The organism is Novilysobacter viscosus (assembly GCF_046600715.1).
Taxonomy (GTDB): domain Bacteria; phylum Pseudomonadota; class Gammaproteobacteria; order Xanthomonadales; family Xanthomonadaceae; genus Lysobacter_C; species Lysobacter_C viscosus.
Genome location: NZ_JBJMAV010000002.1, coordinates 23,276 through 35,053, shown reverse-complemented (window position 1 = coordinate 35,053; position 11,778 = coordinate 23,276). Strand labels below are relative to the sequence as shown.

11 protein-coding genes are annotated in these 11,778 nt (G+C 71.9%); 8 read left to right on the top strand and 3 right to left on the bottom strand.

The genetic code is table 11. The annotated features are described in order from the left end of the window. The first annotated feature begins 44 nt into the window (after nt 1-44). The 5 genes from ACJQWL_RS03835 to rlmH all read left to right on the top strand — a co-directional run bounded on the left by ACJQWL_RS03835 (nt 45) and on the right by rlmH (nt 3,581). Nucleotides 45-722: an LPS-assembly lipoprotein LptE gene (locus ACJQWL_RS03835; RefSeq protein WP_330967633.1), complete on the top strand. Its 678-nt coding sequence runs from the start codon at nt 45-47 to the stop codon at nt 720-722. A gap of 4 nt (nt 723-726) precedes the next feature. Then, on the top strand, nt 727-1,788 hold the full coding sequence (gene holA / locus ACJQWL_RS03830) for a DNA polymerase III subunit delta (protein ID WP_330967634.1): 1,062 nt from the start codon (nt 727-729) through the stop codon (nt 1,786-1,788). Next, complete coding sequence (gene nadD / locus ACJQWL_RS03825) at nt 1,785-2,462, top strand: nicotinate-nucleotide adenylyltransferase (RefSeq protein ID WP_411300724.1); 678 nt, start codon at nt 1,785-1,787, stop codon at nt 2,460-2,462. The genes holA and nadD overlap by 4 nt, the downstream gene beginning before the upstream one ends. Nucleotides 2,463-2,500: 38 nt before the next feature. After that, the gene (gene rsfS / locus ACJQWL_RS03820; RefSeq protein ID WP_330969936.1) at nt 2,501-2,932 is read left to right on the top strand and encodes a ribosome silencing factor; all 432 of its coding nucleotides are present in this window, start codon (nt 2,501-2,503) and stop codon (nt 2,930-2,932) included. Nucleotides 2,933-3,110: 178 nt separating this feature from the next. Beyond that, nucleotides 3,111-3,581 carry a 23S rRNA (pseudouridine(1915)-N(3))-methyltransferase RlmH gene (gene rlmH / locus ACJQWL_RS03815; RefSeq protein ID WP_330969937.1) on the top strand — a complete coding sequence of 157 codons (471 nt, stop codon included), beginning with the start codon at nt 3,111-3,113 and terminating at the stop codon, nt 3,579-3,581. Nucleotides 3,582-3,608: 27 nt separating this feature from the next. Here rlmH and ACJQWL_RS03810 read toward each other — a convergent pair whose 3' ends face one another. The 3 genes from ACJQWL_RS03810 to ACJQWL_RS03800 form a co-directional block, all read right to left on the bottom strand. After that, on the bottom strand, nt 3,609-4,310 hold the full coding sequence (locus ACJQWL_RS03810; protein WP_330969938.1) for an energy transducer TonB: 702 nt from the start codon (nt 4,308-4,310) through the stop codon (nt 3,609-3,611). Nucleotides 4,311-4,467: 157 nt separating this feature from the next. Beyond that, nucleotides 4,468-4,653 carry a hypothetical protein gene (locus tag ACJQWL_RS03805; RefSeq protein ID WP_330969939.1) on the bottom strand — a complete coding sequence of 62 codons (186 nt, stop codon included), beginning with the start codon at nt 4,651-4,653 and terminating at the stop codon, nt 4,468-4,470. 2 nt (nt 4,654-4,655) lie between these two features. Then, on the bottom strand, nt 4,656-5,456 hold the full coding sequence (locus tag ACJQWL_RS03800) for an SIMPL domain-containing protein (RefSeq protein ID WP_411300723.1): 801 nt from the start codon (nt 5,454-5,456) through the stop codon (nt 4,656-4,658). Nucleotides 5,457-5,581: 125 nt separating this feature from the next. Here ACJQWL_RS03800 and ACJQWL_RS03795 point away from each other — a divergent pair, with 125 nt between their 5' ends. From ACJQWL_RS03795 to ACJQWL_RS03785, 3 genes are all read left to right on the top strand, one after another. Beyond that, complete coding sequence (locus ACJQWL_RS03795; protein WP_330969940.1) at nt 5,582-6,265, top strand: Maf family protein; 684 nt, start codon at nt 5,582-5,584, stop codon at nt 6,263-6,265. Beyond that, nucleotides 6,262-7,746, top strand: coding sequence for a ribonuclease G (gene rng / locus ACJQWL_RS03790; protein ID WP_330969941.1), 1,485 nt, complete (start codon nt 6,262-6,264; stop codon nt 7,744-7,746). Before ACJQWL_RS03795 ends, rng begins: the two co-directional genes overlap by 4 nt. A gap of 95 nt (nt 7,747-7,841) precedes the next feature. Continuing rightward, entirely contained in the window at nt 7,842-11,720 is a 3,879-nt protein-coding gene (locus ACJQWL_RS03785; protein WP_411300722.1) for a YhdP family protein, read from the top strand. The last annotated feature ends 58 nt before the right edge of the window (nt 11,721-11,778 follow it).

The window sequence follows — 11,778 nt, the reverse complement described above, 5'->3', positions numbered from 1 at the left end:
CGCCCCGTCTTGCCGCCCCGCCAAGCCTCGTCCAGACTCCCCCGATGACCACGCCCCGCATCTTCCGACCGCTTGCTCCCCTCCTGCTGGCCCTGTCGCTGGCGGCCTGTGGCTTCCAGTTGCGCGATTCACTGGTGCTACCCCCCGACCTGGGCCCGGTGAAGGTCCGCTCGGTCGACCGCTACAGCCCGCTGGCCGAAACCCTCGCGCGCTCGCTCTCGCGTGCCGGCGCGGTCCCGGCGGCAGCCGATGCCGCCGATGCGGCGGTGCTCGACCTGCAGGCCGAGCGCTGGGGCGACACCCCGATCAGCGTCGACTCCTTCGGCCGCGCGCAGGAGTTCAGCCTGCGCTATGCGGTGGTGTTCGAACTGCGGCGGGCCGACGGAACCGCCCTGGTCCCGCAGCAGACGATCGAACTCGCGCGCGATTACATCTCGGTGCCGACCCAGTCGGAGGGCACCGAAGGCGAGCGCGAGATCCTGATGCGTGAACTCCAGCGCGAGATGGCTGCGGCCGTGCTGCGGCGCATCGATGCGGTCACCAAGGGCATGCCCGTGGGCGCCGTCGCGCCGGCCGGCCGGGTGCCGGCGCTGGAAGCCGATGGCGTGGCCCCGTCGATGCCGGCGGTGGACACCATGGCCCCGGTCCGCGGCGATGGAACCGCACCGCCCGAAGGCGAGCCGGAGCCGGAGCCGACCCCCGCCGCAGGCCAGCCGTACTGATCCGGTGGAGTTGAAGCCCGAGCAGCTGGCGGGCCAACTGGCAGACGGTCCGCTGCGCCCGGCCTACCTGATTGCCGGCCCCGAAGCCCTGCGCGTGCTGGAAGCGGCGGATGCCGTTCGCGCGGCCGGTCGGGCGCAGGGCATCACCGAGCGCGAGGTCTTCGAAGCCGAGGGCCAGCGCGAGCCCGACTGGGACGCACTGCGGGCGACCTTCCGCTCGCCTGGCCTGTTCTCGGCCCGGCGCCTGGTGGAACTGCGCCTGCCCTCCGGCAAGCCGGGCAAGGAAGGCGCCGCGGTCGTGGCCGAATTCTGCGACGAGCCCCCGGCCGACGTCACCCTGATGGTGGTGGCCGGCGACTGGAGCATGAAGCACGGTGGCAAGTGGAGCGAGGCGATCGCGCGGATCGGCGTGGTCAGCATCGCGTGGGCGGTGAAGCCGCATGAACTGGCCAACTGGATCGACCGCCGCCTGCGCGCGCGCGGCCTGGTGGCGGATGCCGGGGCGGTCCAGGTGCTCGCCGACCGGGTCGAGGGCAACCTGCTGGCCGCCGCGCAGGAAGTGGACAAACTGGCCCTGCTGTCGGACGGGCAGCCTCTGGATGGGCCGGGAATGCAGGCCCTGGTGGCCGATGCCGCCCGCTTCGACGTGTTCCGGCTGCTCGACGCGGCCATGGGCGGGCAGGCGGTGCAGGTCGCACGGATGCTGGCGGGATTGCGCGCGGAAGGTGTCGCGGTGCCGGCGCTGCTGGGCATGGTCGTGATGGAACTGCAGCGCTGTACAGCGCTGGCGAAGGTCGCGGCTGCCGGCGGCAACATGGCGGCCGAGTTCAAGGCCCAGCGCATCTGGGACTCCAAGCAGGCGGTCTATCGACGCGCGCTGCAGCGTCATGACGCGCGCCGGTGGGAGGCGTTCGTCGCCCAGGCCGGGCGGGTCGACCGCATCGCCAAGGGTCGCGGCCGGCCCGGCCACGATCCCGCCGATGAATGGGTGGCGCTGGAGCGGCTGCTGCTGGCGGTTGCAGAGCCACGCGCGATGCGCCTGGTGGCGGGGGCCGGCCGGGCGTGAGCGGGCTGCAGGTGTTCTACGGCGGCACGTTCGACCCCGTGCACGAGGGCCATCTCGCGGTCGCCCGCGCAGCCCGCGACGCGCTGGGCGCCCGCGTGCGCCTGGTGCCCGCGGCGGACCCGCCCCACCGTGCACCGCCGGGCGCCTCGGCCTTGCACCGTGCACGCATGCTGGACCTGGCGGTAGCCGGCGAGCGGGGGCTGGCGGTCGACCGCCGTGAGCTCGCCCGGGGCGGCCGCTCCTACTCGATCGAAACCCTGCGCGAAATCCGGGCCGAACTGGGTGATGGCGCACCGGTGGCGTGGCTGGTGGGGGCCGACAGCTTCCTGGACCTGCCTGCATGGCGCGATTGGCAGGCCCTGTTCGACCTGAGCCATTTCGTCGTCGCGCAGCGTCCGGGCGCTTCGCTCGACGTGCTGCCCGAAGCACTGGATCACTTCGTGGCTTCGCGGTGGACCCGCGATGCCGGCGACCTCCATGCCTCGCCTGCCGGGCGTGTGTGGCGCCTGGCCCAGCCCCTGCAAGCCGAATCGGGCACCCAGGTGCGCCAGGCGATCGCCGCCGACGCGGATATCGACGGGTTGGTGGCTCCTGCGGTCGGCGAGTACATCCACCGCCATGCCCTGTACCACTCCGGTCCCACCCACGGGTCCGTGACGGACGCTTCGTTATAATCGCGCCCCGCCCAACGACCCCACAGAGCCCGTTCCCCTTGAGCAGCCAAGCCCACGTCATCAAGACCCGCCTCCCCAACCCCCCGCCGCCGGTCGATGCGCTGTTGCGCACGGTGCGCGGTGCGATCGACGAGCTCAAGGCCAAGGATGTCGTGGAAATCGACGTGCGCGGCAAGAGCAGCGTGACCGACTACATGGTCGTCGTCTCGGGCACCTCGACCCGGCATGTCAAGTCGATCGCCGACGAAGTGGTCAAGCAGGCCAAGCAGCTGGACGTCATGCCGCTTGGCGTGGAGGGCGAGCGCGAAGCCGAATGGGTGCTGGTCGACCTGGGCGACGTGGTGGTTCACGTCATGCTGCCCCGCGTGCGCGAGTTCTACGCGCTGGAGCGCCTGTGGACGGTCGGCGACCAGCCGCCCGAAGACGGCGCCGACGCCCCCGACGATGCAATGGCGGACGAGCGCGACTGATTCCCGGGGGCGTGATCCCTCCGGTTTGAGCGCTCCCGTTCGCTTCCACCGGGATCGCGCGCAAGCAAGGGCGCTCCATCAGAACGCGTCGGCCCTGGGCCGGCGCGTTCTCGCACCTGCACGACTCGCCGCCCGGACGTTGCGGGAGGCTGGCCGCAGCGACGGCTAACATGGAGTGATGAAAGCCAGACTGATCGCCGTGGGCGAACGCGCACCGCGCTGGGTGGCCGACGGGTTCGGCGAGTACCAGAAGCGCCTCTCGCACTGGTTGCCGCTGGAACTGGTCGAAATCGAACCCGGCCTGCGTGGCAAGGGTCGTGACCCGGCGCGCGCCGCGCTGGACGAGGGCGCGCGCGCATTGGCCGCGGTGCCCAAGTCCGGCCTCGTGGTGATGCTCGATGGCGGTGGCCGGACATGGTCATCGGAGCAGCTGGCCGAGCGGCTGGAGCACTGGCGGGGGCAGGGACAGGACCTGGCGTTCATGATCGGCGGCCCGGAGGGCCATGCCGCGCAGGTGCGGGAACGCACCGATGAAGCGTGGTCGCTGGGGCCGCTGACCCTGCCGCACATGCTGGTGCGGCTGGTGGTGGCCGAGCAGCTCTACCGTGCAGCCGCGCTGCTGGCCAACCACCCCTACCACCGCGCCTGAGCGCTCCGGGACGGAACCTCGCCCCCGTCAGCGTCCCGGGTTGAACTCGACCGGAATGCGGCCGATCGCGCGCACGGCCACGCCATCGCGCATCGCCGGCTGGAAGCGCCACGACTGTTCCACCTGCCGCTGCGCGGCGCGGTCCAGGTCGCGGTGGCCGCTGCTGCGGACAATCGAGACCTCCAGCGGTCGCCCATCGACATCGACCAGGACCTCCAGCACCACCACGCCGCCCCGGCCGTCGCGCAACGCCCGCACCGGATATCGCGGCGCCGGGGCATGCGCGTACTCCAGCGTCACGCCGGTCGATATCGACGGCGTCGGGTCGGCCGGCAGTGACGGACCCCGGGGACGCGTCTCGAAGGTCGCGGTCGTCTGCTCATCCGCGGGCGGATCGCCTGCCATCGGCGCGACGGGCGCCACCACCGGCACCGCCCTGGGCAACGCAGGGGCCGGCACCGACGGCGCCGTCGGGGGGCGGGTGGTTGCTTCCACCGGCGGCGGGTCGACCGGCTTCAGCGGTTCGCGGGGGATCCACTCGATTGGCTCGGCGATGGTGCGGGGCACCTGCCAGTCGCCCACCGCGAGCGGCGCCATCAGCAACATCCCGGCGACGAGGTGCAGGCAGATCGCCAGCGTGTTGGCGGTGATGCGACCTGGATCCAGCCGGCGCTCCGCGGTGTCGCGCAGCGGGACATGTGCGGGGACTGCGATCGGTGCAGCGTTCATGGGCCACCTCCTGGGTTGTCATGGGGGACAACGCGCCGTCGGTGCCGATGGGGTTGGAGCCGTGCACGTGCCGCTCGCGGAGGTTGCGTGGACGGAACCCGCGGGCATGGAAAAGCCCGCGCGTGGCGGGCTTCCCGGGTGGGCTGGCTGCGGGACGTCAGTCGTCCGTGGCCGGGTCCTGGTCATTGTTGGGCTCGCGATCCAGCCCACCCTCGTCGGGGTTGGGCTTGTGCCGGGGCTCGGGCTGTTGTGCCTCGCGGGGGCCGCGCGGCTGGGTTTCGGAATAACCCGGGTTGCAGCCGGGATCGGGGTCCGCGGCGGGGGGTGCCTGTTTTCCGCTCATGGTCACTGTCCCAATTCGAATACGACATCCAGAGTGACCGACAGCGTGTTCTCGCCGGGTGAGATCGAGGTTTCCGCACGCGAGCCGGTAACCTGGATCATGTCCATCTTCATCATCGGCATCGGCGGCCCGAAACTCCCGCCCTCGCTGATGCTGACGATCCGGCGTACCCGCATGCCCAGGCTGCCGGCATACATGGCCGCTCGCTCGCGCGCCTTGGCGATAGCGGCCTTGCGCGCTTCGTCCATGGCGCCGTCCTTGTCGTCGATGTCGAAGGAGGGGCCATTGACCTGGTTGGCACCGCTGGCGACGAGGGCGTCCATGATCGGACCCAGCTCGCCGATGTCGCGCACGGTGATGTTGACCGTGTTGCTGGCCTGGTAGCCGGTGATCGCCGGCGGCTGGTTCTCGGCGTGGCGGTACTGTGGATACAGGTTCACGCCACTGGTCTGGATGTCGCGCTCGGCAATGCCGGCCCTGCGGATCGCCGCGACCACACGCTCCATCTGCTCGGCATTGGCCTGCATCGCCGCATTGGCGTCGGCGGCCTGGGTGACCACGCCTGCCGACAGCATGGCGATGTCCGGAACCCGTCGGACTTCTGCCTGTGCGGAGACCGACAACAACGTGCCGCCGGGGTCGGTCAACACCGGCATTGCAGGCTGGGCCTGGGCTTGGCGGGCGGCGAGAGCGCCCAGGGCAAGGACACCGAGCAAGGCCAATGCCTGCAGGTAACCACGGCGAGCTGCCGCGGCGCTTTCGGCGCGGACGGGACGGGAAGAACGCGGGGCGTGCCGGTGCATGGAAGAGCTCCTGGTCGGATCGATCAAAGGGTGTTGACGCAGCGGTGAACGGTCCGTGAGCCCACACGGGGTTGCCCGCTGGCGCGTCGGCCGGCGCTCAGCCGCTGCGGGTTATGCTTTCGCGGATGCTCTATCTCGCCTCGAAATCGCCCCGCCGCCGCGAGCTCCTGACCCGTCTCGGCGTGGAATTCGGGTTGCTCGACATCGACGTCCCCGAGCAGCGCGAGCCCGGTGAGGCCCCCGACGACTACGTCCGCCGGGTTGCCCGCGCCAAGGCCGGCGCCGGGCTGTTGCAGGTCAGCGCCAATCCCTCGGCGTGCGTGTTGGGGTCCGACACTGAAGTGGTGCTGGACGACGAAGTCTTCGGCAAGCCCGCCGACGCGCGGGACGCCGCCGGAATGCTCGGTCGGCTGTCGGGTCGGACCCACCGGGTGTTGTCGGCGGTGTCACTGGTGTCGGCGGAACGCGAGGTGCAGGTGCTGAGCGAGTCACTGGTGACCTTCGCGCCGCTGGACGAAGCGGCGATCGACGCTTACCTGGCGACCTCGGAATGGCAGGGGAAGGCCGGCGCCTACGCCATCCAGGGGGTCGCCGAGGTGTTCATCCAGCGGCTGGAAGGCAGCTACTCCGGCGTGATGGGGCTGCCGCTCCACGAGACATCGCAGCTGCTTGCAAGTCTGCGGACACCCGGCACGCGGGGCGCCTCCGAGCCCGAAGCCGCCCGGGCGCGCGCGGACACCCGCTTGCAGGCCGAATCCCTCCACCTGCATGCCGGCTTCCCGCCGGCGACGACCGGGCCCGGCGCATGAGCGAGGAAATCCTGGTCAACGTCACCCCGCGCGAAACCCGCGTGGCGGTGGTCGAGAACGGCATGCTGCAGGAGCTGCACATCGAGCGCGGCTGGTCGCGCGGCGTGGTGGGCAACATCCACAAGGGCCGCGTGCAGCGGGTGATGCCGGGCATGCAGGCGGCGTTCGTCGACATCGGGCTCGAGCGCGCCGCGTTCCTGCACGCGGCCGATGTCGTGCGGCCCACCCCGGTCAATGGCGACGGCGAGGAAACCGCGTTGCCACCGGCGCCGACCCGACCCATCGCCGAGCTGCTGCGCGAAGGCCAGGAGATCATCGTCCAGGTGGTCAAGGACCCGATCGGCACCAAGGGTGCCCGGCTGACCACGCAGCTGAGCATTCCGTCGCGCTACCTGGTGCTGCTGCCGCGCAACCGGGTGGTCGGTGTGTCGGCGCGCATCGAGGACGACTTCGAGCGCCAGCGGTTGAAGGCCATCGTCAGCCAGCTCACCCCGCCCGACATCGGCCACGGCTACATCATCCGCACCAACGCCGAGAGCCAGCCCGAAGAGGCGCTTGCCGAGGATGTCGCATACCTGTCCCGCGCGTGGGCGCTGATCGAGCAGCGCTCGGGCCCGGCGAAGGTCGGCGAGCGCGTCTACGAAGACCTTTCGCTGCCGCTGCGCGCGGTGCGCGACCTCATGCGCCGCGACGTGGAGAAGGTCAAGGTCGATTCGCGCGAGACCTGCGACCGCCTGCGGGCCTTCGCCGCGCAGTACATGCCGGGGCTGGACGAGAAGATCGAACACTACGGTGGCGCCCGTCCGATCTTCGACCTCTACGGGGTGGAGGACGAGATCCAGCGCGCGCTCGACAAGCAGGTGCCGCTGAAGTCCGGCGGCTACCTGGTGATCGACCAGACCGAGGCGATGACCACGGTCGACATCAACACCGGTTCATTCCTGGGCCAGCGCAACCTGGAGGAAACCGTCTACCGGACCAACCTGGAGGCGGCGCAGTCGGTGGCGCGCCAGCTGCGGCTGCGCAACCTGGGCGGCATCATCATCATCGACTTCATCGACATGACCGATGCCGAGCACAAGCGCCAGGTGCTGCGCCAGCTCGAGAAAGCGCTCGCCCGCGACCACGCCAAGACCACGGTCTACGACTTCTCGCCGCTGGGCCTGGTGGAGATGACCCGCAAGCGCACCACCGAGAGCCTGGAGCGGCAGCTGAGCGAGCCCTGCCACGAGTGCGGTGGCCGCGGCATGCTGAAGACGCCCGAGACGGTGACCTACGAGATCTTCCGCGACATCGTGCGGCAGGTGCGGCAGTTCGACGCCCAGCGCCTGCTGGTCATCGCCTCGCCCAAGGTGGTAACCCGGATCACCGAGGAGGAGTCCGCGGCGGTGGCCGAGCTGGAGGAGTTCCTCGGCAAGTCGATCCGGTTCCAGAGCGACGACCAGTACGCGCAGGAGCAGTTCGATGTCGTCCTGCTTTGAGTCAGGTCGTCGGGAACGGGACACAGGGAACAGGGTCGCCGGGCTTCCGTTCCACGTTCCCCACTCCCCCTTCGCCGTGAGCGCGGCGCACTGACATGCCAACCCCGCTGCGCAGGCGCCTGCGCCTGGCCCGCCGCGGGCTGGGGTACACCGTGGCGATCACCCTGGTGCTGGTCGCGGTGGTACTGGGCATGGCCAGCCAGGTGCTGCCGTTGGCCGAGCGCCATCCCGCGCGGATCGCCGAGTGGCTGTCGGAGCGCTCGGGGCGCACGGTGGCCTTCGACGCGGTGCAGACGCAATGGACGCGGCGTGGCCCGGTCCTGCAGCTCGAGGGCCTGCGGGTAGGCGACGGCGGTGACGCATTCGTTGTCGGCGATGCCGAGATGCTGGTTTCGCTGTACGCCGGGCTGTTGCCTGGCCGCACGTTCTCCGAATTGCGGCTGCGCGGGCTCGACCTGACCCTGCAGCGCAGCGACGACGGACGCTGGAGCGTGCGCGGCCTGCCGGGGTCGGATCGGCCCAGCGGCGATCCGCTGGAGGCGCTTGAAGGCCTCGGGGAGTTGCAGGTGGTGGGCGGCGCGCTGGCGGTATCGGCGCCGTCGCTGGGAATCGAAGCGCGGTTGCCGAAGATCGACCTGCGGCTGCAGGTGGATGGCGATCACGTGCGCGCGGGACTGCGCGCGTGGCCGGCGCTGGATGCCGCGCCACTGGATGCCGCGCTTGAGCTCGACCGGGCCAGTGGCACGGGACGCGCGTGGGGCGGCGCGCGCGAGGCCAACCTGCGGGCGTGGGCGCCGTTGCTGCGCGTGGCCGGCGTTGCCGTGGGCGGCGGTCGCGGCCCGGCCGAGGCCTCGGTCCGCCTGCAGGACCATCGCGTGATCGACGCACGCGTGCAGGCGTCCCTGGCCAACCTCGAGTTGCAAGCGGTGGACGGGTCGGCAAGGGCGCCGGTGGTGTTCGAGCGCGTGGATGGCAGCGCGCACTGGCGCCTGACCGCGACGGGCTGGCAGCTGGACGTTCCGGCCCTGCAGGTCGATGCGGTGGAGGGTGGCAAGGCCGTGTACGACCACGTGTCGCTGGCCGGCGGGCGCAGCGTGGCGCTGGTCGCCCGCCGGATCGACCTTGCGCCGCTGGCCGAGGTGGCCGGGCTCAGCGGCCGGGTGCCCCCGGCGTGGCGCGACTGGATGGAGCGGTCGCAGGTGTACGGGCGGCTGCTCGACGTTGAACTGCACGCCGAAGACGGCCTCCTGGAACGGGCACGGGGCCGGCTCGCCGGCGCCGGCTTCAGGCCCCTGGGTGGCTCGCCGGGGGTCTCGGGCATTGCCGGGGAGGTGTTCGCCGATGCGCACGGGGTGGGGTTCCAGGCCGAACCGGGTTCCCTCGTGACGGTCGATTGGCCGCGCGCGTTCGGGCGCAAGCACCAGGCGCGGCTTGCCGGCGAGGTGTCCGCGTGGCGTGCGGGCGATGGCTGGCAGGTCGGCACCGGTGGGTTGAAGGTCGATGGCGACGTCCTGGACATGGACCTGCGTGGCCACGTCTGGTGGCAAGGCGATGGCACCCGGCCGCGCGTGGACCTGGCGGCGCGGATCGGGACGGTCGCGCTGCCCTCGGCCAAGGGGTTCTGGGTCCGGCATTGCATGCCGCCGGCCGTGGTGCGCTGGCTAGATGAAGCACTGGTGGGCGGTCGCGTGGAGGACGGGCGCGCGCTGGTGTCGGGCGACCTCGACCAGTGGCCATTCGCCGCCGGCGACGGCCGCTTCGAGGCCAGCGGCCGCATCCGCGACGGTGTGGTGAAGTTCCGTCCCGACTGGCCCGCGGTGGACAGCCTGGAGGGGACGGTCGAGCTCGCCGCCGATGGGGTCCGGCTGCAGGGCGTGGCAGCGCTCGCAGGCATCGCCATCGGCGACCTGCAGGCCGGCATCGACCACTACCGCGGCGGCACCCTGACCGTGCAGGCGCAGGCCGATACCGAGGCCACGCGACTGCTGGCGGTGCTGCGCGAGAGCCCGCTGCGCAAGGCGCACGCCGAAACGCTGGCCAACCTGCAGGCGGCCGGACCGGCCGGGGTGGGGTTCAAGCTCGCCATGCCGCTGGGGCAGGGTCTGGCGACCCGGATAGATGGCCATGTCGACCTGCGCGGGGTGCGCCTGGCGGACCCGCGCTGGGACCTGGTATTCACCCAGGTGCGCGGTCGCGCCGACTATGCGCGTGACGGCTTCCGCGCCGACGGTCTGCAGGCGCTGCTCGAAGGCCGCCCCTCGCGACTGTCGCTGCGTGCCGGAGGCGGGGTCGACACTGCCGGGAACGTGTTCGAAGCGGCCCTTGCCGCCGAACTGGGTGCCCAGGCGCTGGTGGCGCGGGTGCCGCAACTGGACTGGCTGGCAAAGCACATGGCCGGCCGCTCGGACTGGACGGTCGACCTCGCGGTGGCGCGGGGAGGACAGGCGCGGCTGGAACTGGCATCGGACCTGGCCGGTACTTCGCTGGCGTTGCCGGCACCGCTCGACAAAGCCGCCGGCGCCGCCTGGCCGACCCGGGTATCGATGCCGCTGCCGGTAAGCCGGGGCGACGTCGAGGTAAACCTAGGTGGCCGGACGGCGCTGCGGGTTCGCCAGCAGGCGGGCCGCACTGGCGTCCGGGTCGAGCTGGGCGCGGCACGCGCGCCGGCGCCGCCCCCACACGGGCTGGTCGCCGGTGGCCGTGCGGATCGGCTCGACGCCATCGGCTGGATCGGACTGGCCCGCGCCGCTGCGTCGGGTCCCACCGACGCTGGCAGTGGCGGGCTTCCGCTGCGGCAGGTGGACGTGCATGCCGGACGGCTGGAGCTGCTGGGCGGCACGTTCCCTGATGGGCGCGTTAGCGTCCAGCCCGCCCCCGCCGGTGCACTGGCGGTCCGCGTGCAGGGGCCCGCCCTGCAAGGTTCGCTGTCGGTTCCCGCGGGGGGCGCCACGGTCACCGGCCGGTTCCAGCGGGTGCACTGGCGGACCGCATCGGCCGGCACCCCTGCAGCCAAAGGCCCGGACGGGCGCACCCGGACTCCGGCGGCGGATGTCGCGGGCGACCCCAGGGCAGCGCCCGGCTCGGTGGCACCAGCCGCCGGTGCTGCCGGTGCAGGCATCGACCCGGCCAGGATCCCGCCGCTGTCACTGGACATCGCCGACATGCGGGTCGCCGATGCCACGCTGGGTGCGGTGACCTTTCGCTCACGCCCGACCGCGGCCGGCCTGCGGGTGGAACGCCTTCAGGCGCGCGCGCGCGACCAGGCGATCGACGTCACCGGCGCCTGGACCGGCCGCGGTACCGCCGCACGCACCCACCTGGTGGCCGGCGTCGACAGTGACGACATCGGCGCGCTGATGCAGGGCCTGGGGCTGGGCGGCCGGATCGCGGGCGGCGACGGCAACATGCACGTGGACGTGGGCTGGGCCGGCAGCCCCGGGGTCTTTTCGCTGGCCGCGCTGGAAGGTGTGCTGACCCTGGATGCGCGCGACGGCCGGTTGCTGGAAGTCGAGCCGGGCGCCGGCCGGGTCCTCGGCCTGCTGTCCATTGCCGAGCTGCCGCGCCGGCTCACGCTCGATTTCCGCGACTTCTTCGCCAAGGGCTTCGCGTTCAACCGGATCCAGGGCAGCGTGCGGTTCGCCGACGGCCAGGCCCGGAGCGAAGGGCTGCGGATCGACGGTCCCGCCGCGGCCATCGCCATACGCGGGCACGCCGACCTGCTGCGCGAGCGTTTCGACCAGACCATCGAGGTCCGGCCCAAGACCGGCAACCTGCTGACGGCCGTGGGTGCGCTGGCCGGCGGCCCGGTCGGCGCCGCCCTGGGCGCGGCCGCCAACGCCGTGCTGAGCCGGCCCCTGGGCGAGATCGCGGCGCGCACCTACCGGGTGACCGGCCCCTGGTCGGATCCGGACGTGCAGGTCGTCGATGAGCGGTCCGCGCGCCCGGTCGCGGCCGGCAAGCCCGCCGGGGGCTGATGCGCGCGGTTGATTCGCGGCGCCGCGGCCTCCATCTGGAGGGATCGACGTCGGTGTC

Bases quoted from the DNA above. Each gene is read 5' to 3' on its own strand.
- ACJQWL_RS03800 (WP_411300723.1), bottom strand. From the start codon at position 5,456: ATGCACCGGCACGCCCCGCGTTCTTCCCGTCCCGTCCGCGCCGAAAGC.
- rng (WP_330969941.1), top strand. From the start codon at position 6,262: ATGAGCGAGGAAATCCTGGTCAACGTCACCCCGCGCGAAACCCGCGTG.
- ACJQWL_RS03795 (WP_330969940.1), top strand. From the start codon at position 5,582: ATGCTCTATCTCGCCTCGAAATCGCCCCGCCGCCGCGAGCTCCTGACC.
- rlmH (WP_330969937.1), top strand. From the start codon at position 3,111: ATGAAAGCCAGACTGATCGCCGTGGGCGAACGCGCACCGCGCTGGGTG.
- ACJQWL_RS03805 (WP_330969939.1), bottom strand. From the start codon at position 4,653: ATGAGCGGAAAACAGGCACCCCCCGCCGCGGACCCCGATCCCGGCTGC.
- ACJQWL_RS03810 (WP_330969938.1), bottom strand. From the start codon at position 4,310: ATGAACGCTGCACCGATCGCAGTCCCCGCACATGTCCCGCTGCGCGAC.
- ACJQWL_RS03835 (WP_330967633.1), top strand. From the start codon at position 45: ATGACCACGCCCCGCATCTTCCGACCGCTTGCTCCCCTCCTGCTGGCC.
- ACJQWL_RS03785 (WP_411300722.1), top strand. From the start codon at position 7,842: ATGCCAACCCCGCTGCGCAGGCGCCTGCGCCTGGCCCGCCGCGGGCTG.